This is a genomic window from Clavibacter sp. MX14-G9D (assembly GCF_032917815.1).
Lineage (GTDB): Bacteria > Actinomycetota > Actinomycetes > Actinomycetales > Microbacteriaceae > Clavibacter > Clavibacter michiganensis_K.
Genome location: NZ_JAVCVL010000013.1, coordinates 1 through 19,964, shown reverse-complemented (window position 1 = coordinate 19,964; position 19,964 = coordinate 1). Strand labels below are relative to the sequence as shown.

Sequence of the window (19,964 nt, the reverse complement as noted above, 5' to 3'; positions counted from 1 at the left end):
CGTCCGGGCGGCGGCCGCCGCACCGGGACGCGCACGCCGGATCGGGCCAGGCTCGATGGGTCGCGCGACCGCGCGACCGCCGGACGCGGGTCCGGCGAAGCGCAGGGAGGACCGGCATGGCGACGACGACGGACACGGACGGGGGCGGCGCATCCGCCGACGGCTCGAAGCTCAAGAAGGCGATCACCGGGCCGCTGCTGTTCCTGTTCATCCTGGGCGACGTCCTCGGCGCGGGCATCTACGCGCTCATGGGCACGCTCGCGGAGGACGTGGGCGGCGCCCTGTGGGTGCCGCTCGTGGTGGCCCTGCTCCTGGCGCTGCTCACCGCGGGCTCCTACGCCGAGCTCGTGACGAAGTACCCGAGGGCGGGCGGCGCCGCGATCTTCGCGGAGCGCGCGTACCGGCAGCCGATCGTGTCGTTCCTCGTCGGGTTCTCCATGCTCGCGGCGGGCGTCGTGAGCGCCGCCGGCCTGTCGCTGGCGTTCGCCGGCGAGTACCTGTCGAGCCTCCTCGCCCCCGTGATGGACGTGCCGCAGATACCCGCGGCGATCCTCTTCCTGCTGCTCGTGGCGGCGCTCAACGCCCGCGGCATCACCGAGAGCATGCGCGGCAACGTGATCATGACGGTGGTCGAGCTGAGCGGCCTGGTGATCGTGATCGTCGTCGTGGCGGTCATGCTCGGCGGCGGGGGCGGCGACGTGTCGCGCGTGACCGGGTTCCCGGAGGGCTCGAACGCCGCGCTCGCGACGCTGTCGGCCGCGATCGTCGCCTACTACTCGTTCGTCGGGTTCGAGACGAGCGCCAACGTCGCCGAGGAGGTGCGCGACCCCAGCCGCGTGTACCCGAAGGCGCTCTTCGGGTCGCTCGCGACCGCCGGCGTCGTCTACGTGCTCGTCGCGCTCGCGAGCTCGGCCGCCCTCGCGCCCGAGGACCTGCAGGACTCCACCGGGCCGCTGCTCGCGGTGGTCGAGGCGACTGGCGTCGGCATCCCGTCGTGGGTCTTCAGCCTGATCGCCCTCGTCGCGGTGGCGAACGGCGCGCTCCTCACCATGATCATGGCGAGCCGCGTCACCTACGGCATGGCCGAGCAGGGCCTCCTTCCCGGCGTCCTCGGGAAGGTGCTGCCGAAGCGGCGCACCCCGTGGGTCGCCATCGCCGCGACCACGGTCGTCGCGATCGCGCTGACCTCGGTGGGCGACGTCGGGACCCTCGCCGAGACCGTCGTGCTCCTGCTGCTGTTCGTCTTCATCAGCACCAACGTGGCCGTGCTGGTGCTGCGGCGCGACCGGGTCGAGCACGAGCACTTCCGCGTGTGGACGGTCGTCCCCGTGCTCGGGACGCTGTCGTGCGTCCTGCTGCTCACGCAGCAGAGCGGGCAGGTGTGGCTGTTCGGCGCGATCCTCCTGGCCGTCGGCGTCGTGCTCTACCTGATCAGCCGCGCGACGGGCGCGCGCTCGAAGGACCTGGACCGGGACCGGGCCTGAGGCGGCCGCGGCCGGTCCGGCGTCGCGTCAGGCGCCGGCGCCGGGCTCCGCCGCGAGGATGGCCCGCAGCCAGTCGCGCGCCTCGAGGAAGACGTCGTCCTCGTACTCGGCGCGGTAGGTGCTCGGCGCCCCGTCCGCCCGGGGGTAGGAGCCGAGGAACGTGACCCGGGGGCTGAACCGGCGGATCCCGAGGAGGGCGTCGGCGACGCGCTCGTCGTGCACGTGGCCCTCGGCGTCGATGACGAACCGGTAGCGGCCGAGCTCGTCGCCGATGGGCCGCGACTGGATGAGCGCGAGGTTCACCCCGCGGGTGGCGAACTGCTCCAGGAGGTCGAGCAGGGATCCGGCGCGGTCGTCGGGCAGCTCGACGATGAGGCTCGTCTTGTCGGCGCCCGTGCGCGCGGGCAGCGACGTGGCCCGGCCGACCAGCACGAACCGCGTCACGGCGTTCGGGTTGTCGCCGATGGCGCGCGCCAGGGCCTCGAGCGGCTGGCTCTCCACGATCTGCGGCGGCGCGATGGCGGCGTCGGCCGTGCCGTCCTCCAGGAGCGACATGGCGGCCTGCACGTTCGACGACGCGGGCAGGTGCCCGTGCGTGGGCAGCTCGCGCTCGAGGAAGCGGCGGCACTGGCCGTAGGCGACCGGGTGCGCGGCGACCGTCCGCACGTCGGCGAGCGCCGTGCCCGGGCGCACCACGAGGTCGAAGGAGACGGGCACCAGGTGCTCGCTGAGGATCCGGAGGCCCGGGATGTTGGCGAGCGCGTCCTGCGTGGCCGTGACCCCGCCCTCGACCGAGTTCTCGATGGCGATCATCGCGGCGACCGACGTGCCGGCGACCACGTCGGCGAGCGCCTCGGAGGCGTTGTTGACCGCGCGCCAGGTGCGGCCGCGGGCGGCCTCCACCTGCTTGAGGGCGGCCTCCGTGAAGGTGCCGGACGGGCCGAGGTAGCTGTACGTCTCGTCGGGTCGGGAGGTCGCGGGCATGCCTGCACCCTAGATGGGATTCGGCGGGCCCCGGTGCCAGGATGGGGGCATGCATGACCGCGCAGGCACCGCCGCCCTCCCGTCCGACCTCATCGACATCGACGAGCTGATCCGGGCGTACCACGACCTCCACCCCGACGTGGCGGATCCCGAGCAGAAGGTGGCGTTCGGCACGAGCGGCCACCGCGGCAGCTCGCTCAACACGGCGTTCAACGAGGACCACATCCTCGCCATCACGCAGGCCATCGCCGAGTACCGGGCCGAGCAGGGCATCACCGGGCCGCTGTTCATCGGCCGCGACACGCACGGGCTCTCGAAGCCCGCCGAGGACACCGCCCTCGAGGTGCTCGTCGCCAACGGCGTGCGCGTGCTCGCCGACTCCCGCGACTCCTGGTGCCCCACGCCGGCGCTGTCCCACGCGATCCTCCGCTGGAACCGCGACGCGGAGCACGGCGACGACGACGTGGCCGACGGCATCGTCGTGACCCCCAGCCACAACCCGCCGGCCGACGGCGGCTTCAAGTACAACCCGCCGCACGGCGGGCCGGCCGACTCCGACGCGACCGGCTGGATCGCGGCGCGCGCCAACGAGATCATCGCGGGCGGCCTCGCGGACGTGCGCCGCGTGCCCCTCGAGGAGGCCCGCGCGGCGGTCGAGGGCTACGACTTCCTCGGCCACTACGTCGACGACCTCGGCACGATCATCGACATGGACGCCATCCGGAAGGCGGGCGTGCGCATCGGGGCCGACCCGCTCGGCGGCGCCTCCGTCGAGTACTGGGCGGCCATCGGCGAGCGCTACGGCCTCGACCTGGAGGTCGTGAACCCGGAGGTCGACCCGGCGTGGGCGTTCATGACCCTCGACTGGGACGGGAGGATCCGCATGGACCCGTCGTCCGCGTCCGCCATGGCGAGCGTGCTCGCGCGCAAGGACGACTTCGACATCCTCACCGGCAACGACGCGGACGCGGACCGCCACGGCATCGTCACGCCCGACGCGGGGCTCATGAACCCCAACCACTACCTCGCCGTCGCGATCGACTACCTCTACGCGCACCGCCCGGAATGGCGGCAGGACGCGGGCGTCGGCAAGACGCTCGTCTCCTCCAGCGTCATCGACCGCGTCGCCGAGTCGCTCGGCCGCCGCCTCTGGGAGGTGCCGGTCGGGTTCAAGTGGTTCGTGCCCGGCCTCATCGACGGATCCGTCGGCTTCGGCGGCGAGGAGTCGGCCGGTGCCAGCTTCCTGCGGAAGGACGGCACCGTCTGGACCACGGACAAGGACGGCATCCTGCTCGCGCTGCTGGCCGCGGAGATCCTCGCGGTCACCGGCAGGACCCCGAGCGTCCTCTACCGGGAGCTCACGGAGCGCTTCGGCGACCCCGTGTACGAGCGCGTGGACGCCGCCGCGACCAAGGCGCAGAAGGCCACGCTCGGCAAGCTGGACGGCGACGCCATCACGGCCACCGAGCTCGCGGGCGACCCCATCACGGCGAAGCTCAGCAGCGCGCCCGGCAACGGGGCCGCGGTCGGCGGCGTCAAGGTCGTCACGGCCAACGCGTGGTTCGCGGCCCGCCCGAGCGGCACCGAGGACGTGTACAAGATCTACGCCGAGTCGTTCGTGGGGCTCGACCACCTGCACGAGGTGCAGGCGGAGGCCAAGCGCATCGTGGACGCCGCGCTCGGCGCCTGATCCCGTGCCCGGGGAAGCCAGCCCCGGCCCCGGCTGAGCGCGCTCCCACCGGAGGTCCCTACGGTGGGGGCATGCGCCATTCCGGGGATGTGGACGCGTTCGTCTGGGACGAGCCGTCGGTCCCGACCGCCCACCGCCCGGCCGAGGCGGCCACGGCGGCCGCCCGGGGCTTCCGGCTGCCCGACGGGCACGCCCGTCGGCGCGTCGTCGCGCTGGCGGCGCTCCTCGCGGTCGTCATCGCGGGCATGGTCGTCACCCGCTCCGACGGACGCGGGCTCTGGCCCGACGTGCACTACGCGGCCGCCCTGCACCTGGCGCTCATCGCCGTGATGCCGCGCGTCGACACGGTCGTGCACGGCGCCGCCGTGCTCGTGTGGTGCACGGGGATCGAGCTCCTGCAGATCACCGGGTGGCCCGAGACCTGGGCCGCGCACGTGCCGGTCTCGCGCCTGCTGCTCGGGACGGGCTTCGACCCGCTCGACCTCGCGGCCTACGCGCTCGGCGTGCTGGCCGTGCTCCTCGTCGACCGCCTGCCGCGGGTCCTCCGCGGGCCGCGGGACGCGGTCTAGGAGACGCTCCAGAAGTGCACCTCGGCGCCGGGGTGCTCGACCGTGATGGTCTCGTCGAGGTCGCGGTAGTCGTTGTCGAGGTTGTGGCCGACCATCTTCACGACGTTCCCGCTGTCGCCCGGCTCGATGGCCGAGACGATCTGCGTGTGGTCGCCGGAGTCGTTGCGGTTCCAGTCGAAGATGACGATGTCGCCCACTTTCAGCCGGTCGCGGTCGGCGAGCTCGAGGCGCGTCACGCCGAGCGCGGCGGCGTTGGCCGCGAGCCACCGGTCGAACGTGGGCACGTGGATCCACGCGTAGGTCCAGTCGGACCCGCCGCCGCGGTTGTGCCACTCCGTCGTCATCTCCCACCCGCGCTGGATGAGCGTCTGGCTGACGAAGTTGACGCAGTCGCCGCCGGACGGGTTGAAGTCGCCGTACTCCTCGAGGTTGTACGAGTCCCAGTGCGCGAGCGCGTACTGCAGCTGCGCGTCGACCGGCGTCTGCGCCGTGTACGCGGCCGTCGAGGCGGTGAGCGCCGCGTCGCCCGCCATGACCTGGATGTCGGCGGTCCCGTCCTCGTAGTCGGCCGAGCGGGGCGCGACGACAGTGACGGACCCGTCGCCGGCCACCTGCAGGTCGGTGCCCGGCGTGCCGGAGAACATGACGGCGGTGGCCGCGGAGAGCCCGGCGCCGGCGAGGGTGACGGTCTGCCCGCCCGAGACGGAGAGCTCCGCGGGCTCCACGGAGGTGACGGCGGGCGCGGCGTCGGACGCGGCGGCCCGGCCGCCGTCACCCGCGTCGCGGGTCGCACGAGGGGCGGGGTCCTGGCGCGTGCAGGCGGCGAGGACGGCGGTCACGGGGACCGCGAGCGCGGCGGCGAGGATGCTGCGGCGGCGGATGTCGGCGGTCACGTGATGCTCCGGGGGTAGGGGTGCGCCCGGGTGGCGGGCTCGTCCAGGGTAACCCGGCGTCCTGGCGGATCGACTCCGCGCGGGAGCGCGCCTAGTGTGGCGGCATGAGCGTCGACGTGACCCACGACCCCGACGGCTCGCGCTACACGCTGTGGCTCGACGGCGAGCGCGCGGGCTTCGCGGACTACCTGATCCAGGGCGACCGCATCGTCTTCACCCACACCGAGGTCGACCCCGCGAAGCGGCGCGGCGGCCTCGGCGGCGAGCTCGTGCGGGCCGCGCTCGACGACGTGCGGAAGGGATCGCGCACGGTCGTGGCGGCGTGCCCGTTCGTGGCCGAGTGGATCGACGAGCACCCGGACTACCGGGAGCTGCTCGAGCGCGGCTGACCGCCGACCGGCGTCGCACGCACCCCGGAGGCGGGTCGCTCGCGGGGCGCATGCGCGCCCCGCGAGACCGCTCCGCGATCGACGTACGTCACGGAGCCGCCCGCGGTCGCGATCGCAGCCACCCGGAGGAGGTTCGGTCGTGCCGCTCGTCGCCGCTCGGCCCCCGCGGGGTCGGGAACGACGACGGACAGGACACTAGCCGCCGTGCCGCGGAGCCCGCCCGCCCCGACGCCGAGCGGACAGGCGCCCTTCGCCCAGCGGACAGGGCGTCCCCGACGCGCATCCGTCGCATGACGCGGGTGCTCAGGGGACGCGCGTCAGCCACTCCGGCGTGGAGAACTTGTCGGCGACGAGCTGGCGCGTCTTCGCCCACTCCTCCGGCGTGACCTCGCCGGGCTTGCCGCCGTAGAGGCCCGTGAAGGTGGCCTTCATCCGGTCGATGATCTCCGCGCGGCTCATGCCGGTCTGGCTGCGGAGCGGGTCCACGCGCTTGGCCGCGCTGGTGATGCCCTTGTCGCTGATCTTCTCGCGGCCGATGCGCAGCACCTGCACCATCTTCTCCCCGTCCATGTCGTAGCTCATGGTGACGTGGTGCAGCACGGCGCCGGCGCCCAGGCGCTTCTGCGCGGCGCCGCCGATCTTGCCGGTGGGGCTCGTGATGTCGTTGAGCGGCTGGTACGAGGCGTCGATGCCGAGCGAGCGGAGGGCGGTGATGACCCACTCGTCGAGGTAGGCGTACGAGTCGGCGAACGTCATGCCCTGCACGAGGTCGACGGGCGCGTAGATGGAGTACGTGATGACGGCGCCCGCCTCCATGTACATGGCACCGCCGCCGGACACCCGGCGGACGACGTCGAAGCCGTGGGCGGCGGCCTGCTCCGCGTCGACCTCGTTGCGAAGTGACTGGAAGCTGCCGATGACGACGGCCGGCTGGTCCCACTCCCAGATGCGCAGCGTGGGGTTCCGACGCCCGGCGCCGACCTCCTCGGCGAGCACCTGGTCGAGGGCCATCTGCTCGACGGGGCGGTAGGCGCGGTCGTGGATTACCTCCCACTCGTAGTCGCCCCAGTTCGTGGCGCGGGCCAGGGAGCGGCGGATCGCGACGGCGACGGCCTCGGGCGAGAAGCCGAGGAGCACGGCCTGCGGCGGGAGCGCGCGGCGGATGGCGGCGGCGATCGCGTTCGCGTCGCTGTCCTCGGGGAGGCCGTTCACCGCCCGGTCGATCGCCTCGAGCGCGTCGTCGGGCTCGAGGAAGAAGTCGCCCGCGAGGCGGAACCCCGAGATGCGGCCGTCGGTCACGTCCAGGTCGACCACGACGAGCTTGCCGCCGGGGACCTTGTACTCACCATGCATCCGGCCAGCCTACGGCCCGCCCGGCGCGTCGCACCGCCGCCGGATCCCCGCGGACACGGGCGTGTGGGACCGTGGGCCATGCGCATCACGTGGGCGGTCGTCCGCCTCCTCACGACCGCGGCCGTGCTCGTCGCCGTCATCAGCCAGTACGCCGTCAGCTCCGCGTACTGGCGCAGCATCGGGGTGGCGGGGATCTGGGGGAAGACGGTCGACTTCCTCATGTACTTCACCATCGAGTCGAACCTGCTGGCGGCGGTCGTGATGGGGATCGGCGCCGTGCGGCTGCTCCGCCGCGGCCCCCTCCCCGGCCGCGGCTGGACGACGCTCCGGCTCGCCGCGACCACGTACATGGTGACCACGGGCGTGGTCTACAACCTCCTCCTGCGGGGCCTGCCGACGATCCCCGGCGGGAACCTGCCCTGGTCGAACGAGGTGCTGCACGTCGTCGTGCCCGCGCTCGTGCTGCTCGACTGGCTCCTGGCGCCGGACCGCCGCGCGCTCGGGTACGGCGCGGTCGGGCGGGTCGTCGTCTTCCCGCTGGTGTGGGTCGCGGTCACGCTGGCGCGCGGTCCCGTCACGGGCAACGAGGTCACGGGGGCGGCCACGTACTACCCGTACCCGTTCCTGGATCCCGCCACCGACGCGGGCGGATACGCGACCGTCGCGGTCTGGGTGGTCGTCATCGCCGCGTTCATCTGCGGCATGGCGCTGGCCCTCATCGCCGTCGGGCGCCGCGCCTCCCGCGCGATCGCGCACGCGACGGCGTGAGCCGGTAGCCGCCCCTCCCGCCTCGCGTCAAGGGGGCGCCCGGACCCGGACGCCGCGGACGTGCCGGCCTAGCGTCGGACGCACGGACGGCGGCGCATCCGGCCCGCCCGTCCCGCATCGGACGAGGAGAGGCGAGGCAGCATGAAGGCAGTCGTGTGGCACGGCGAGGGCGACATCCGCCTGGACGAGGTGCCGGATCCGCGGATCCAGGAGCCGACCGACGCGGTCATCCGCATCACCCGCAGCGCCATCTGCGGCACCGACCTCCACTTCGTGCGCGGCACGATGGCCGGCATGCGCGAGGGCACCGTCCTCGGCCACGAGGCCATCGGCACCGTCACCGAGGTCGGCGCCCAGGTGCGCGGCTTCTCCCCTGGCGACCGGGTGCTGGTGTGCTCGACCATGTCGTGCGGCGTGTGCGCGCAGTGCCGCGCGGGCAGCACGGCCCAGTGCGACGTCGCCAACCCGAACGGACCGCAGGCCGGCACGTCGTTCTTCGGCGGGCCCGAGACGACGGGCCCGATCGACGGCCTGCAGGCCGAGTACGCGCGGATCCCGTGGGCCGCCCACACGCTGATCCCGCTCCCCGACGCGGTCACCGACGACCAGGCGATCCTCCTCAGCGACATCTTCCCCACCGCCTGGTTCGGCGCCGAGCTCGCGGGCATCCGACCGGGCGACACCGTGGCGGTCCTCGGCGCGGGCGTCGTCGGGCAGTTCGCCGTCGCATCCGCCTTCCGCATGGGCGCCGGGCGCGTCTTCGCCGTCGACCACGTGGAGACGCGCCTCGCGATGGCGCTCGAGCAGAACGCCGAGGTGATCCACTTCGAGCGCGAGGACCCGGTGGCCGCGGTGATGGAGGCGACCCTCGGGATCGGCGTGGACGCGGTGATCGACGCGGTCGGCGTCGACGCGCAGCGCCCGCACGCGGGTCCCGCCGCCGAGGAGGCCGAGCAGCAGGCGGACGCGTTCGCCGCCGAGGTCGCGCAGGTCGCGCCCGGCGCCTCCCCGCACGACGGCCTCTGGGTCCCCGGCGACGCTCCCAGCCAGGCCGCTCAGTGGGCCGTGCGGATGGTGCGGAAGTCGGGGCGCATCGGCATCATCGGCGTCTACCCGCCCCAGCTCACGTCGTACCCGATCGGCGCCGCGATGAACAGGAACCTCACCATCCGCATGGGCAACTGCGACCACCGCCGCGTCACGCCGCCGCTCATCGACCTCGTCGCATCCGGCGTGTACGACCCGACGCGCTTCACCACGCAGGACGAGGGGATGACGACCGCGATCGACGCCTACGAGCACTTCGACGTGCGCGAGGAGGGCTGGTTGAAGACGGTGCTCGAGGTCGGGTGACGCGGCGGCGGCCGTCCGGCGCACGACGCGCCCGGGCGGCGCCCCGGACCTCCCCGCCCCTCCCGCGTTCGAACATGCGTTCGAACATCCGGGCTATGCTCGCGCCATGAGCATCGCGTTCCAGGCCTCCCTCTTCGACGACCTCCGGGCGGCACCCGGCCTCGGCGCGCTCGGCGCGGAGGTCGAGCGGCTCGACCTCGGGCAGGGTGCCTGGCTCGACATCCGCCCCGGCTGGGTCAGCGACTCCGACGCGCTGTTCGAGCGCCTCGTGGAGGACGTCGAGTGGACGGCCGACACGCGGACCATGCACGGCCGCACCGTGGAGGTGCCGCGCCTGCTGTCGTGGTTCGGGCCCCGGGCCGCGCTGCCGGCGCCCGTCCTCGAGCAGGCGCGCGACGCGCTCAACGACCACTACGGACGGCCGCCCGGACAGGTGCTGGAGACGGCCGGGCTGTGCTTCTACCGCACGGGCGACGACAGCGTCGCCTGGCACGGCGACCGCGTCGGGCGTGCCATCGACCGCGACACCATGGTCGCCATCGTCTCGGTCGGGGCGGCGCGCACGCTGTCGCTGCGACCGAAGGGCGGCGGGGAGGTGCGGCGGTTCCCGCTCGGGCACGGCGACCTCGTGGTCATGGGCGGCAGCGCGCAGCGCACGCACGAGCACGCGATCCTCAAGACCACGAAGGCCGTCGGGCCGCGCATCAGCATCCAGTTCCGCCCGGTCTGGCCGGCCTGAGGCGGGTCGCCCGCGGGTCGCCGATCAGGCGAGGACGGGATCCCACCCGGTCGGGGTCGCCGCGGCGGCGACGGCCTCCACGGCGTCCGGGTCGAGGGGGCGGGCGTCCCGCACGACCGCCTCGACGCCCTCGAGCCCGAGGTGCGCGAGGAGCGGGATCCAGAGCATCCGCAGGCGGTCGGCGGCATCCACTCGCGGCGCGCGCGTCGACCGGAGGGAGAGCACCCCGAGGGTGGCGCCCAGCAGCACGTCGACGGCGGCGTCGAGATCCGGCTCGGGCTCGGGGACGCCCTGCATCACGAGCTCGGTCCGCAGCAGCCGGTGCACGAACGCCTCCACGTCGAAGCGCGGCGCGACCCCGAGGCCGAGGCGCGGCATCTCCTGGCGGAGCCGGACGGCGCCGGCCGCGACGGGACGGACCTCCACCTCGCGGGCCGCGGTCAGCAGGAAGACGACGAGCTCCGGGAGGGCGCCCGGCCCCTCGAGCGCGGCGGCGATGCGGAGCCAGCGGCGCTCCTGCTCGTCGACCACCGCGTGCGCGAGGCTCTCCTTCGACGCGAACAGGTGGTAGCCGACGGCGGACTTGGGCCGGCCCATGGCCTCGGCCACCCGCGAGAACGACGTCGCCTCGTAGCCGTACGCGGCGAACTGGGCGCCGGCCGCCTCGACGATCTCCCGGCGGGCACGCGCCACGGCCGCCTGACGCCGGTCCATGTCGCGCTCCCGTCCGCTCCGGGCATCGGAGCGTCCCGGACGGTAGCAGCGCGCGTCGACGGGAAGTGGTCCATCAGGTGAACGGCGGGTGCCGCGACGCGGCGGCACCCGGATCAGCGGACGCCCGCCTCCTCCTCGGCCATCGCGTCCTCCACCTGCGCCGCGATCACCGCGATCCTCGGGGAGGCCGACACCCGGCGCACGACGGCCGCCGCCTGGGGGACGCCCGCGCCCTCGAGCAGATGCGTCCACAGGGTGCAGAGCCGCGGCTCGACGCGCTCGTCCTCCCTCAGCGCCAGGTGGCAGAGGACGAGGCCGCGCGTGGAGTCCAGGAACAGGTCCGAGAAGGCCGCGATCTCGGCCCGCCGCCCCGGCAGGTCCGCCGTGAGCCCGGCCTCGATGCACGTGCGCGCGAAGCGGACGCGGCCGGCGCCGAGGAGGCGGCGCGGCAGGCCGCGCGGATCGACGTCGAGCGACGGCAGCTCGATCAGCAGGCGCAGGGCCCCCGCGCGCTCGGGGTGCGCGTCGATCTCGCGGGCCCGGAGCACGAGCAGCGCGAGCAGGCGCTCGACGCCCATCGAGATGCCGGCGCGCGCGAGGGCGTCGTCGGCCTTCTGCCACCGGAGGTCGTCCTCCCCGAGGACGGCCTCGGCCAGCGAGGCCTTCGACGGGAAGAGGTGGTAGCCGATGGCGGACTTGGGCCGGTCGATGGCCCGCGCGATGCGGGAGAAGGTGGTGGCCTCGTACCCGAACCGGGCGAAGAGCGCGCCCGCCGCCGTCACGATCTCCTGCCGGAGACGGAGCATCTCCACGCGTCGCTGATCCACAGCGTCCCCTTCTTCCGTACCGGATGGGCCGCACGGACCGTAACAGCCGACCCCCGCGACCGGCGTCGTGCCGGCCGATGCGGCACCTGCCTGTGGAGAACTGCCAGACGATCGTCTGACAGCCGCCTAGCTTCGGCACCGCGCGCTGCCGCCGCTCCTCGGATGCCCCGGCGCTCCCGCGCTCCGCGCCGCCACCCCTCCCGCATCACCGACGAATGGAGCACCACATGCCTCGCAGCGCCTCGCCCTCGGCCCGCTCGACTCGACGGCGCCATCGCCCTCCTCGCCCCGGGGCCGGTCACGGCCGTCGCGCCGTCGCGCTCGGGGTGACGACCGCGCTCGCGATCCTCGGTGCGGTGGTCACCGGGCCGGTCCCGGCGCAGGCGGCCACGCGGACCTCGGTCCAGTCCGTCGCCGCCTCCCTGCAGGCGGGCACCCTCGTCGACGACATCACCACCGGCAGGGTGAGCGTCCGCCAGCTCGTCGACACCGCGGAGGCGGCGTGGGCCAGCGGCCCGCACGAGGGGGCGACGCGACCGGACCGCGACGCCCTCACCCGGGAGGCGACCGCGGAGGTGCGGGCCCTCCGGAGCTCGGACGGCCTCCGCGCCCCGGCCGCCCAGCTCGACGTGACCGCCGCGCCGGGAGGCGGGCTGACCGCCTCGGTCGACGCCGTCGCGGTGTCGGACGGCTGGAAGCACTTCTGGCACAAGGTCGGCAAGGCGATCACCCCGCACCTGCAGACCATCCGGCTGACCCCCGCGGCGATGCGGATCATCATGGGCGCGGCCGGGGGCATCGGCGCCGCGTTCTTCTGCGCGATCCCGGGGGTGGGCACGCTCGCCTGCGGCCTCTTCTACGCCCTGATCGGCACCCTCGTGGGCGTGTGGAGCGCGGGCCTCCCCTGCGGGAACCGGGACTGGTACGCCATGGTCCCGGACGTGTGGAACAGCCACTGCGGCTGACGTCGGAGGAGGGCCGACGGCGCTCCGGCGGCGCCGCACGCGCCGCCGGAGCACCGCGGGTCACCAGCGGAGCAGCAGCACGTCCGATCCGCCCTCGCGTCCCACGGGCAGGAAGCCGAGCGACGCGTACAGGGCCCGGGCGCGGTCGTTGCCGTCCTCCACGCTGAGGCTCACGGCCGGCGCCCCCGACGCGCGGACCGCCTCGACGAGCGCCACGAGGAGGGCGCGACCCGCTCCCCGGCCGCGCGCCGACGGGAGGAGCGCCATGCCGAGCTCGGGGACGTCGGGGGCGACGAAGCCGTAGCCGCGGTCGTCGTCCGCGAAGAGCCGCACCCAGGCCGCGCCCACCGGATCCCCGTCGGACACCGCGACGACGCCCACGTCCCCCGCGCGCGGCCAGCCGGTCACGTAGTGCGCGAGCTCCGGGGTGCGCAGCATCCGCTCCCGGGTCATGGAGCCGTCGTCGCGCCAGTCCATCGACGCCAGGAGCATGTCCTCGAGGAACGGCAGGTCGTCGCCGCGCGCCGGGCGGAGCGCGATCCCCTCGGGCAGGGCGGGACGCGGGACGGCCGGATCCGCGGAGGTCACGCCGGCGTCCCGCCGTCCGCGTCGCCGCGCTCGACCGCGGCATCGTCCGCGCCGTCGCCTTCGCCGTCGCTGTCCTCGGCCGCGCCGCCCCCCGCCGCCGCCACGCGCGAGTCCAGCCAGCTGCGGAGGTCGGCGACCACCTCGTCGCGGTTCGTCTCGTTGTAGATCTCGTGCCGCGCGCCCGGGTAGACGATGAGCAGGACGTCGCTGAGGCCGGAGCGCCGGCTGTAGTCGCGGGCGAGCAGCTGCATGCCGCGGCGGCCGCCGAGCGAGTCCTCCTCGCCGCCCTGGATGAGCACGGGCAGGTCGGTCGCCAGCCTCCGGGGCGGGCGGCCCATGATCTGCACGGAGTCCCGCATCCGGTACGGCTTCAGCGCGTTGACGTCGAAGTTGCGGTCGTCGGCGCCGAACGCGCGCTGCGCCTCCGGATCCCGGGAGAGCCACTCGAAGCCCGTGGCCGCGGGGTGCCGCCACCGCTTGTTGAGGTCGCCCGTGTTGATGACGCCCGGCATCGCGAGCGACGCGCCGCTCAGCACGAGCCCCGCGTAGAGGTGCGACGCCCGCGCGACGATGCGCTGCGCGAGGAGCGCTCCCCAGCTGTGGCCGAGGAGCACGAGCGGCAGGTCGGGCAGGTCCCGGCGGAGCCGCTCGCTCACCAGCTGGATCCCGTCGAGGGCCGCCAGGTGCCGCCGGGGCCCCAGCACGCCGATGCCGAGGTGCCCGAGGCCGGTGGCGCCGTGCCCGCGGTGGTCGTCCGCGGCGACCGTGTAGCCCATGGCGTTGAGGTCCTGCGCGAGGCGGGCGTAGCGGAGCGCGTGCTCGCCGACGCCGTGCGCGATGTGCACCACGGCCCGCGGGCGCTCCGCCTCCCACACGTAGTAGTGGAGGGTCACGCCCTCGGCGTCCACGATGGTGCGGTGGTCGGCTCCTCCGGTGGAGCGCTCCTCGTCGGGCATGGATCCAGACTAGGTGCGCCGGGCCGCCCCACCGCGGATCAGGACTCGCGCGTGATCTCCACCCGCACGAACAGCTTCGACCGGAACGGCCCCGCGTAGATGCCGCGCAGCGGCGCCACGTCGCGGTAGTCGCGGCCCCGGCCGACGAGCACGTGCCGGTCGCCGATGTCGATGAGGTTCGTGGGATCCCAGCCGCGCCACTCGCCGCAGTACCACTCGACCCACGCGTGCGACTCGCCCGTCACGGTCTCGCCGACGGCCGCGTTCGGCCTCGGGTGCAGGTAGCCGCTGACGTAGCGCGCCGGGATGCCGACGTGCCGCAGCGCCCCGATGACGATGTGGGTGATGTCCTGGCAGACGCCGCGGCCCTGCTCCCACGCCTCACGGGCGGTGGACTGGACGCTCGTGACGCCCGCCATGTACTCGACCCGCTCCCCGATCGCCCGGGCGATGGCGGCCGCCGCCTCGCAGGGCGTGCCCGCCCCGCCCGCGATCCCCTCGGCGAGCGCCCGGACCTCCTCGTGCGGCTCCGTGCGGAGGGTCTGCGCGACCTGCTCCACGTGCTCGGTGGCGCGCTCCACCTCCACCGCGAGGTCGTCCCAGCCGAGCTGGTGCGGCTCGTGCGTCCGCGGGCGCACCTCGACGAGGCTCGTGGCCGTGAGCTCGAGCGAGCGGTGGGGGCTCAGGATCTCGAACGAGGAGACGCGGGTGCCGAAGTAGTCGACGTAGGTGTGGTGCCCGGGCTTCGGCTGGATGTCGAGGTTCGAGAAGAGGACGAACTGGTTCTCGCTCGAGACGGGCAGCATCCGCGCCTCGTTGTACGACGCGGTGACCTCTCCCTCGTAGTGGAAGCCGGTCCGGTGGGTGATGCGCAGGCGGTTCACGAGTTCTCTCCGACCCAGCTGGGTGCCGCGTTGGTGGGGAAGTAGCGCTGGCGGACGGCCTCGGAGGTGGCGCTCGTCGCCTCCTGCACGGCGTCCATGAAGCGCGGGAGGTCGTCGAGGATCTCCCCGATCGGCCGGTACTCCAGGTCGCTGCGGATCTGCCCGAGCAGCCGCTGCGCCTGGTCCGAGACCCCGAGCCGGTCGGTGCGCGGCTCGATGTCGTGGAGGCACTGCTCGGCGCGGCGGATCGAGTGCGTGATGGACCGGGGGAAGAGCCGGTCGAGCAGCAGGAACTCGGCGGCGTTGCGGGCGCTCGGCACGCCGCGGTACGTGCGCAGGTACGCCTCGTACGCGCCGCAGGAGCGGAGGATCGTGGTCCACGAGGGGCCGCTCGCCTCGGTGAGCGCACGCGTGGCGAGCAGGCGCGCGGTCATGTCCGCGCGCTCGATGGAGCGCCCGAGCGTGAAGAACTGCCAGGCCTCGTCGCGGCTCGTGCCGGACTCGACGAGGCCGACCGCGAGGGCCGAGCGCTCCCGGACCCAGCCGAAGAACTCGTGCACGCGGTCGTTCGCGATCTTCCGCGGCATCCGGGCGCGCGTGGTGTTGAGGCACTCCCACAGCTCGCTCGACACGATCTCGCGGGCGCGCCGGGCGTTCTCGCGCGCGGCGCCGAGCGAGTACGCGATGGACGCCGGCTGGGTGCGGTCGACCGCGAGGAGGGCGAGCACGTCGTCCCGGCCGAGCACGTCGTCGGACGGGACGTCGCTGCCCATGACGCTGAGCAGGGAGCGGCAGGCGGTGTCCTCGTCGATCCACGGGTCCTCGAGGAGGAGCTGGAGGTGGACGTCGAGGATGCGGGCCGTGCCGTCCGACCGCTCGATGTAGCGGCCGATCCAGAACAGCGACTCGGCGATGCGCGACAGCATGGGCATCAGCGGTCCCCCTCGGCGGTGGTGGCGGGCGCGACGGCGCGGGTCGCGGCCGGTCGGGTGGGGGCGGGATCGGCGGTGGACGCGACGGCGGTCTGCTGCTGCTGCTCGTGCTGGTCGCGGTTCCGCGGCCGGTCGTGCGGCGACTGGTCGGGCGCCTTCTCCCCGGACACGATGATCGGGATCGACGTGGTGACCGCGGCCTGGTCGGCCACGAGGGTCTGCACGCTGCGCTCGCGCGTCGCCGCGGGGAAGCCGCCGTCGCCGACGACCCAGGTGTCCTTCGACCCGCCGCCCTGGCTGCTGTTGACCACCAGCTGGCCCTCCGGGAGCGCGACGCGCGTGAGGCCGCCGGGCAGCACCCAGATGTCGCGGCCGTCGTTGACCGCGAAGGGGCGGAGGTCGGCGTGGCGCGGGCGCATGCCGTCCTCCACGAGGGTGGGGATGGTGCTGAGCTGCACCACCGGCTGCGCGATCCAGCCGCGCGGGTCCTTCAGCAGCCGCGCGCGGAGCTCCGCGAGCTCCCCCGCGGAGGCCGCCGGCCCGACGACGAGGCCCTTGCCGCCGGATCCGTCGACGGGCTTCACCACGAGCTCGGGCAGCCGGTCGAGCACCTCCTCGAGCGAGTCGGGCTCCTCGAGGCGCCAGGTGTCGACGTTCGGGATGATCGCGTCCTCGGACAGGTAGTAGCGGATGAGGTCGGGCAGGTACGTGTACACGAGCTTGTCGTCGGCGACGCCGTTGCCGACCGCGTTGGCGATGGTGACGTTGCCGAGGCGCGCGGCCAGCATGAGGCCCGGCGAGCCGAGCATGGAGTCGGCGCGGAACTGCAGCGGATCCAGGAACTCGTCGTCGACGCGGCGGTAGATGACGTCGACGCGCATGGGGCCGCCGGTGGTGCGCATCCAGACGCGCCCGCCGGAGCAGAACAGGTCGCGGCCCTCGACGAGCTCGACGCCCATGAGGCGCGCGAGCAGCGTGTGCTCGAAGTACGCGCTGTTGTAGACGCCGGGCGTGAGGACGACGACGTTCGGGTCCTCGACGCCGTCCGGCGCGCTCGCGCGGAGGGCCTGCAGGAGCTTGTTCGGGTAGTCGCCGACCGGCCGGACCCGCATGGAGACGAACAGCTCCGGGAGGGTCTGCGCCATGACGCGGCGGTTCGAGATGACGTAGCTGACGCCCGAGGGGACGCGCACGTTGTCCTCGAGGACGCGCATCTCGCCGGCCTCGTCGCGCACGAGGTCGATGCCGGAGACCTGGATGCGGACGCCGTTCGCGGGATCGATGCCGGCGGCCTGCCGGTGGAAGTGGCTCGACGAGCTGATGAGGCGCGCCGGGATGACGCCGTCCCGGATGGCGCGCTGCGGCCCGTAGACGTCCGCGAGGAACGCCTCGAGCGCCCGGACGCGCTGCGCGACGCCCTTCTCGAGCCGGCTCCACTCGGCCTGCTCGATGACGCGGGGCACGGCGTCGAGCGGGAACGGCCGCTCCTCGCCCGCGAAGTCGAAGGTGACGCCCTGCGCGAGGTAGCTGGTGGCGAGCGCGTCGGTGCGGTCCTTCAGCTCCTCCTTGGTCATGCGGGAGAGCGCGGCGTGGATCTCGCGGTACGCGGCCCGCGCGACGGCGGGCTCCCCCGCCACCGGCGGATCCCGGAACATCTCGTCGAACGGCATCGCGCCGCCCGACGCCCGACGTGCGGCCGCGAGCGTGCCGTATCCCTCGAACAGATCACCCATGGCCGGAGCCTAACCGGGGCGTGTGTCGCGGGTGTTTCGGGGCGCGGCCGGCGGATGGGCGCGCGGGATCAGGCGTCGGTGCGCTTGAGAATGTGCGCCGGGATGGCGATGGACGCCGAGACGAGCAGGATGCCGGCGAAGAAGCTCAGCAGCTCGAAGCCCTCGATGTAGAACGCGAACGCGAACAGCGCCATGCCGCCCAGGAAGAGGGCGAACGCGATGATGAAAGCGACGATGTTCACGAGGGCACCTGGATCCGTTGGTCGAGACTGGGGGCGACCGCGGGGCCTCGGCGGCCGACGCGATCCCCCCGAGTCTACGAGATCCCGGCCCGGGCGTCAGCGCGCGACCTGCTCCGGGCGGATCCCCCCGGCCAGCGCCTGGTACGCGCGCTGCGGGCCGGGCGAGCGCGTGAGCGACGACGCGACGGCGTCGAGCGCGGCGCGCTGCATCCCGGACGGGGCCAGCAGCCGCTTGGCCGCCTGCCGCAGCTCGGTGACGGTGGCGACGTTCGGGGCCAGGGCGAGGCCGAGCCCCGCGTCCTCGAGGGCGGCGGCGCCCGCGAACTGGTCGGTCGACAGCGGCAGCACGAGCATCGGGACGCCCGCGGTCGCCGCCTCGGTGACGGAGTTGTTGCCGCCGTGCGTGACCGCGAGGTCGGCATGGCCGAGGAGCGTCACCTGCGGGAGGAACGGGCGCACGAGCCAGTCGGACGGGAGGTCGCCGAGCTCCGCCGGGTCGGTCGACCCGGTCGCGAGCGCCACGCGCACGTCGAGGTCGCGCAGCGCCTCGGCGACGCGGGCCAGCACGTCGCCGCGCACCGAGAGGAAGCTGCCGAGCGAGACGTAGACGACGGGGTCGCCGCCGGCGTCGATCCAGTCCTGCACCTCCGCCTCGGGGGCCTCGCGGCGGACCGCCGAGCCGATGAAGGCGTGCGGGGGCAGCAGCTCGGAGCGGTCGGGGTCGTGCAGCTCCTCCGGGTAGTTCAGGAGGAGCACGTCGCCGGCCTCGGCGAACGCGTCGCGGCTCGGGCGCATGGCCGGGGCGAGGACCGCGAGGGCGTCGTTCCACTGCGCGGTGAAGCGGTCGCGGACGCGCACGCACAGGGCGTGCAGCTCGTCGAGGTCCTCCTCCTCCGGCTCGAACGCGGCCGGCCACGCGGGCGGGAAGCCGTAGACCTCGTCGCCCACGGGCAGTGCGCTCGGGTGGCCGAGCACGACGTCCGCGTGCCGGGTGCCCGAGGCGAGGAGCGCGAGGCGGGCGCTGAACGCGAGGTGGTCGACGATCACCTGGTCGGGGCGCACCTCGTCGAGGATCCGCTGGACGGCGCGGGCGGTCTCCACGGGCTCCCACAGCAGGTCGTCGCTGCGCGCCTCGGCCTGGAAGCGCAGCGTCTCCACCATGCCGCGGCGCGTGGCGGCGAAGAAGCCGCGGAGGGCGTCGTCCTCGCCCGTCGGCTGGTCCTCCGCCTTGATGGTGCCGGGGTTGGAGCCGCGGCCGAGGCGCAGGTCGATGCGCTCGAAGCCGGACGCCTCGACGATGCCGGCGGTGGCGGATCCGGTCGCCACGACCACGCGCTCGCCGGCCCGCTGCCAGGCCGACGCGAGCGTGAGGAGCGGGAACAGGTGGGACGCGTAGTCCGGGCTGATGACGAGCAGGGTCATGAGGCGCTGAGCTCCCAGAGGGTTCGGTCGTCGGCTGCGGCGACGTCGCGGTAGACGCGGGACAGGGTGCCCGCCATGGCCTGGATGGTGAAGGTGCGGGCGACCATGTCGCGTGCGCGGTCGGCGGCCGCTGCCGCGCCGGGACCGGCCGCGATGTCGAGGGCGCGGACGACGCCGCGGGCGAGGGCCGCGGGGTCCGCCGTGTCGACGAGGAGCCCGGTCACGCCGTCCTCCACGTACGTCGCCGGTCCCCCGGACGCGGGCGCCACCACGGGCAGGCCCATCGACATCGCCTCCAGGAGCGCGACGCCGAACTCCTCCTTGATGCTCGCGCACGCGTACGCCCCGCCGACGGCCGCGAGGCCGGGGCGCCCGTAGCGGACGGCCGCGAGCCAGCGCGTGACGGTGTCGTTGCCGCGGTGGCCGGCGAGCAGGAGGCCGTGCGGCGCGAGGGCGGCGGCGATCCCGCGCGGGTCGGC

21 protein-coding genes are annotated in these 19,964 nt (G+C 74.2%); 8 read left to right on the top strand and 13 right to left on the bottom strand.

What is annotated here, in order from left to right:
• The first annotated feature begins 116 nt into the window (after positions 1 to 116).
• Positions 117 to 1,484 carry an APC family permease gene (locus Q6969_RS02810; RefSeq protein WP_317229071.1) on the top strand — a complete coding sequence of 456 codons (1,368 nt, stop codon included), beginning with the start codon at positions 117 to 119 and terminating at the stop codon, positions 1,482 to 1,484.
• 27 nt (positions 1,485 to 1,511) lie between these two features.
• On the opposite strand, the gene pheA is transcribed toward Q6969_RS02810, so the two are convergent.
• Positions 1,512 to 2,468 carry a prephenate dehydratase gene (gene pheA / locus Q6969_RS02805; RefSeq protein WP_317229070.1) on the bottom strand — a complete coding sequence of 319 codons (957 nt, stop codon included), beginning with the start codon at positions 2,466 to 2,468 and terminating at the stop codon, positions 1,512 to 1,514.
• A gap of 49 nt (positions 2,469 to 2,517) precedes the next feature.
• Here pheA and pgm point away from each other — a divergent pair, with 49 nt between their 5' ends.
• Together pgm and Q6969_RS02795 are read left to right on the top strand one after the other, a co-directional pair.
• A complete protein-coding gene (gene pgm / locus Q6969_RS02800) occupies positions 2,518 to 4,158 on the top strand; it encodes a phosphoglucomutase (alpha-D-glucose-1,6-bisphosphate-dependent) (RefSeq protein WP_317229069.1) in 1,641 nt (546 codons plus the stop codon).
• Positions 4,159 to 4,229: 71 nt separating this feature from the next.
• Complete coding sequence (locus tag Q6969_RS02795) at positions 4,230 to 4,727, top strand: DUF2809 domain-containing protein (protein WP_317229068.1); 498 nt, start codon at positions 4,230 to 4,232, stop codon at positions 4,725 to 4,727.
• On the opposite strand, the gene Q6969_RS02790 is transcribed toward Q6969_RS02795, so the two are convergent.
• On the bottom strand, positions 4,724 to 5,620 hold the full coding sequence (locus Q6969_RS02790) for an amidase domain-containing protein (protein WP_317229067.1): 897 nt from the start codon (positions 5,618 to 5,620) through the stop codon (positions 4,724 to 4,726). The two genes, Q6969_RS02795 and Q6969_RS02790, sit on opposite strands and share 4 nt — an antisense overlap.
• 104 nt (positions 5,621 to 5,724) lie before the next feature.
• Between Q6969_RS02790 and Q6969_RS02785 the strand changes: the two genes are divergently transcribed.
• Positions 5,725 to 6,009 (top strand): GNAT family N-acetyltransferase, encoded by a 285-nt coding sequence (locus tag Q6969_RS02785; protein ID WP_317229066.1) that lies wholly within the window; start codon positions 5,725 to 5,727, stop codon positions 6,007 to 6,009.
• Positions 6,010 to 6,312: 303 nt separating this feature from the next.
• Here the strand turns inward: Q6969_RS02785 and Q6969_RS02780 are convergent, their stop codons facing one another.
• Positions 6,313 to 7,362, bottom strand: a complete 1,050-nt coding sequence (locus Q6969_RS02780; protein WP_104289635.1) for a biotin/lipoate A/B protein ligase family protein — start codon at positions 7,360 to 7,362, stop codon at positions 6,313 to 6,315.
• Positions 7,363 to 7,440: 78 nt separating this feature from the next.
• Here Q6969_RS02780 and Q6969_RS02775 point away from each other — a divergent pair, with 78 nt between their 5' ends.
• The 3 genes from Q6969_RS02775 (at position 7,441) to Q6969_RS02765 (ending at position 10,222) form a co-directional block, all read left to right on the top strand.
• Positions 7,441 to 8,130, top strand: a complete 690-nt coding sequence (locus tag Q6969_RS02775) for a Pr6Pr family membrane protein (protein ID WP_317229065.1) — start codon at positions 7,441 to 7,443, stop codon at positions 8,128 to 8,130.
• 141 nt (positions 8,131 to 8,271) lie between these two features.
• Positions 8,272 to 9,483, top strand: coding sequence for an alcohol dehydrogenase catalytic domain-containing protein (locus Q6969_RS02770; RefSeq protein ID WP_317229064.1), 1,212 nt, complete (start codon positions 8,272 to 8,274; stop codon positions 9,481 to 9,483).
• Between the two features lie 106 nt (positions 9,484 to 9,589).
• Positions 9,590 to 10,222, top strand: coding sequence for an alpha-ketoglutarate-dependent dioxygenase AlkB (locus Q6969_RS02765; RefSeq protein WP_317229063.1), 633 nt, complete (start codon positions 9,590 to 9,592; stop codon positions 10,220 to 10,222).
• A gap of 24 nt (positions 10,223 to 10,246) precedes the next feature.
• On the opposite strand, the gene Q6969_RS02760 is transcribed toward Q6969_RS02765, so the two are convergent.
• Both Q6969_RS02760 and Q6969_RS02755 read right to left on the bottom strand, forming a co-directional pair.
• Entirely contained in the window at positions 10,247 to 10,936 is a 690-nt protein-coding gene (locus tag Q6969_RS02760) for a helix-turn-helix domain-containing protein (RefSeq protein ID WP_317229062.1), read from the bottom strand.
• 113 nt (positions 10,937 to 11,049) lie between these two features.
• Positions 11,050 to 11,763, bottom strand: coding sequence for a helix-turn-helix domain-containing protein (locus Q6969_RS02755; RefSeq protein ID WP_317229061.1), 714 nt, complete (start codon positions 11,761 to 11,763; stop codon positions 11,050 to 11,052).
• Positions 11,764 to 12,089: 326 nt separating this feature from the next.
• On the opposite strand from Q6969_RS02755, the gene Q6969_RS02750 reads away from it, so the two are divergent.
• Entirely contained in the window at positions 12,090 to 12,728 is a 639-nt protein-coding gene (locus Q6969_RS02750) for a hypothetical protein (protein ID WP_317229060.1), read from the top strand.
• Positions 12,729 to 12,788: 60 nt separating this feature from the next.
• Here the strand turns inward: Q6969_RS02750 and Q6969_RS02745 are convergent, their stop codons facing one another.
• The 8 genes from Q6969_RS02745 to Q6969_RS02710 form a co-directional block, all read right to left on the bottom strand.
• Entirely contained in the window at positions 12,789 to 13,316 is a 528-nt protein-coding gene (locus tag Q6969_RS02745; RefSeq protein ID WP_317229059.1) for a GNAT family N-acetyltransferase, read from the bottom strand.
• Entirely contained in the window at positions 13,313 to 14,272 is a 960-nt protein-coding gene (locus Q6969_RS02740; RefSeq protein ID WP_317229058.1) for an alpha/beta hydrolase, read from the bottom strand. Before Q6969_RS02740 ends, Q6969_RS02745 begins: the two co-directional genes overlap by 4 nt.
• Before the next feature lie 38 nt (positions 14,273 to 14,310).
• Positions 14,311 to 15,156, bottom strand: coding sequence for a transglutaminase family protein (locus tag Q6969_RS02735; protein ID WP_317229057.1), 846 nt, complete (start codon positions 15,154 to 15,156; stop codon positions 14,311 to 14,313).
• Complete coding sequence (locus Q6969_RS02730) at positions 15,153 to 16,082, bottom strand: alpha-E domain-containing protein (RefSeq protein WP_094116889.1); 930 nt, start codon at positions 16,080 to 16,082, stop codon at positions 15,153 to 15,155. The genes Q6969_RS02735 and Q6969_RS02730 overlap by 4 nt, the downstream gene beginning before the upstream one ends.
• 5 nt (positions 16,083 to 16,087) lie before the next feature.
• Positions 16,088 to 17,821 (bottom strand): circularly permuted type 2 ATP-grasp protein, encoded by a 1,734-nt coding sequence (locus Q6969_RS02725; protein WP_317229056.1) that lies wholly within the window; start codon positions 17,819 to 17,821, stop codon positions 16,088 to 16,090.
• A gap of 68 nt (positions 17,822 to 17,889) precedes the next feature.
• Positions 17,890 to 18,063 (bottom strand): hypothetical protein, encoded by a 174-nt coding sequence (locus Q6969_RS02720; protein WP_012297729.1) that lies wholly within the window; start codon positions 18,061 to 18,063, stop codon positions 17,890 to 17,892.
• A 96-nt stretch (positions 18,064 to 18,159) separates the two neighbouring features.
• The gene (locus Q6969_RS02715) at positions 18,160 to 19,485 is read right to left on the bottom strand and encodes a glycosyltransferase (protein WP_317229055.1); all 1,326 of its coding nucleotides are present in this window, start codon (positions 19,483 to 19,485) and stop codon (positions 18,160 to 18,162) included.
• On the bottom strand, positions 19,482 to 19,964 hold a 483-nt coding region (locus Q6969_RS02710), incomplete at its 5' end, for a glycosyltransferase (RefSeq protein ID WP_317229054.1). The genes Q6969_RS02715 and Q6969_RS02710, both read right to left, overlap by 4 nt.

Excerpts from the sequence above, each read along its gene's own strand:
- pheA (WP_317229070.1), bottom strand. The coding sequence starts at position 2,468 with ATGCCCGCGACCTCCCGACCCGACGAGACGTACAGCTACCTCGGCCCG.
- Q6969_RS02810 (WP_317229071.1), top strand. The coding sequence starts at position 117 with ATGGCGACGACGACGGACACGGACGGGGGCGGCGCATCCGCCGACGGC.
- Q6969_RS02780 (WP_104289635.1), bottom strand. The coding sequence starts at position 7,362 with ATGCATGGTGAGTACAAGGTCCCCGGCGGCAAGCTCGTCGTGGTCGAC.
- Q6969_RS02760 (WP_317229062.1), bottom strand. The coding sequence starts at position 10,936 with ATGGACCGGCGTCAGGCGGCCGTGGCGCGTGCCCGCCGGGAGATCGTC.
- Q6969_RS02730 (WP_094116889.1), bottom strand. The coding sequence starts at position 16,082 with ATGCTGTCGCGCATCGCCGAGTCGCTGTTCTGGATCGGCCGCTACATC.
- Q6969_RS02725 (WP_317229056.1), bottom strand. The coding sequence starts at position 17,821 with ATGGGTGATCTGTTCGAGGGATACGGCACGCTCGCGGCCGCACGTCGG.
- Q6969_RS02785 (WP_317229066.1), top strand. The coding sequence starts at position 5,725 with ATGAGCGTCGACGTGACCCACGACCCCGACGGCTCGCGCTACACGCTG.
- pgm (WP_317229069.1), top strand. The coding sequence starts at position 2,518 with ATGCATGACCGCGCAGGCACCGCCGCCCTCCCGTCCGACCTCATCGAC.
- Q6969_RS02740 (WP_317229058.1), bottom strand. The coding sequence starts at position 14,272 with ATGCCCGACGAGGAGCGCTCCACCGGAGGAGCCGACCACCGCACCATC.
- Q6969_RS02770 (WP_317229064.1), top strand. The coding sequence starts at position 8,272 with ATGAAGGCAGTCGTGTGGCACGGCGAGGGCGACATCCGCCTGGACGAG.
- Q6969_RS02715 (WP_317229055.1), bottom strand. The coding sequence starts at position 19,485 with ATGACCCTGCTCGTCATCAGCCCGGACTACGCGTCCCACCTGTTCCCG.
- Q6969_RS02795 (WP_317229068.1), top strand. The coding sequence starts at position 4,230 with ATGCGCCATTCCGGGGATGTGGACGCGTTCGTCTGGGACGAGCCGTCG.
- Q6969_RS02765 (WP_317229063.1), top strand. The coding sequence starts at position 9,590 with ATGAGCATCGCGTTCCAGGCCTCCCTCTTCGACGACCTCCGGGCGGCA.
- Q6969_RS02775 (WP_317229065.1), top strand. The coding sequence starts at position 7,441 with ATGCGCATCACGTGGGCGGTCGTCCGCCTCCTCACGACCGCGGCCGTG.